1 pseudogene is annotated in these 526 nt (G+C 70.7%); it reads left to right on the top strand.

The features are described from left to right. A pseudogene (locus IE258_RS40955) lies at window positions 1-526 on the top strand (ATP/GTP-binding protein); the annotation flags it as partial.

Below are 526 nucleotides of genomic sequence, written 5' to 3'. Positions count from 1 at the left end.
CCGTAGCCGTTCTGGTGGCCGTCAACGAGGCCGCCTGCCGGGCCGGGCGGCCCGAAGACCAGGCGACGGTTTTCCACGTGCGGGCCCTGCTCACCGACGCCCTCTTTCGCAAGGCTGCGCTCGCGGCGGTGGAGGGCCGACTGGATGAGGAGACCCGTTCCTGGTGGCAGACCGTCTTCCCGACCCTGCCGCCGGACGCGTTCGCCGTGGTCCTCAATCCGATCGCCCGGCTGGCCGCCAATCCCGTCACCCGCGCCTTTCTCGGCCAGCCCGCGGGCGTCTACAATATCCGCGCCGCCATGGACTCCCGGATGATCGTGTGGGTGTGCCCGGGCGGCAACGGTCCCACCGACCGGCTGATCACGGCCCTCCTGGCCCGGGACCTGCTGCGCGCGGTGCGGTCCCGCCGCGACATCCCCGAGGACCGCAGGGTGCCGTTCCGGGCTTACTTCGACGAACTGATCACCCTCACCGGTGCGGCCCCGGAGACGATCGCCGCGATGTTCGAGGACTTCCGCAAGTACAA

Source organism: Streptomyces tendae, from assembly GCF_014650435.1.
In the GTDB taxonomy this organism is placed as follows: Bacteria; Actinomycetota; Actinomycetes; order Streptomycetales; family Streptomycetaceae; genus Streptomyces; species Streptomyces tendae.
This window is presented reverse-complemented; position numbering and strand designations above follow the sequence as displayed.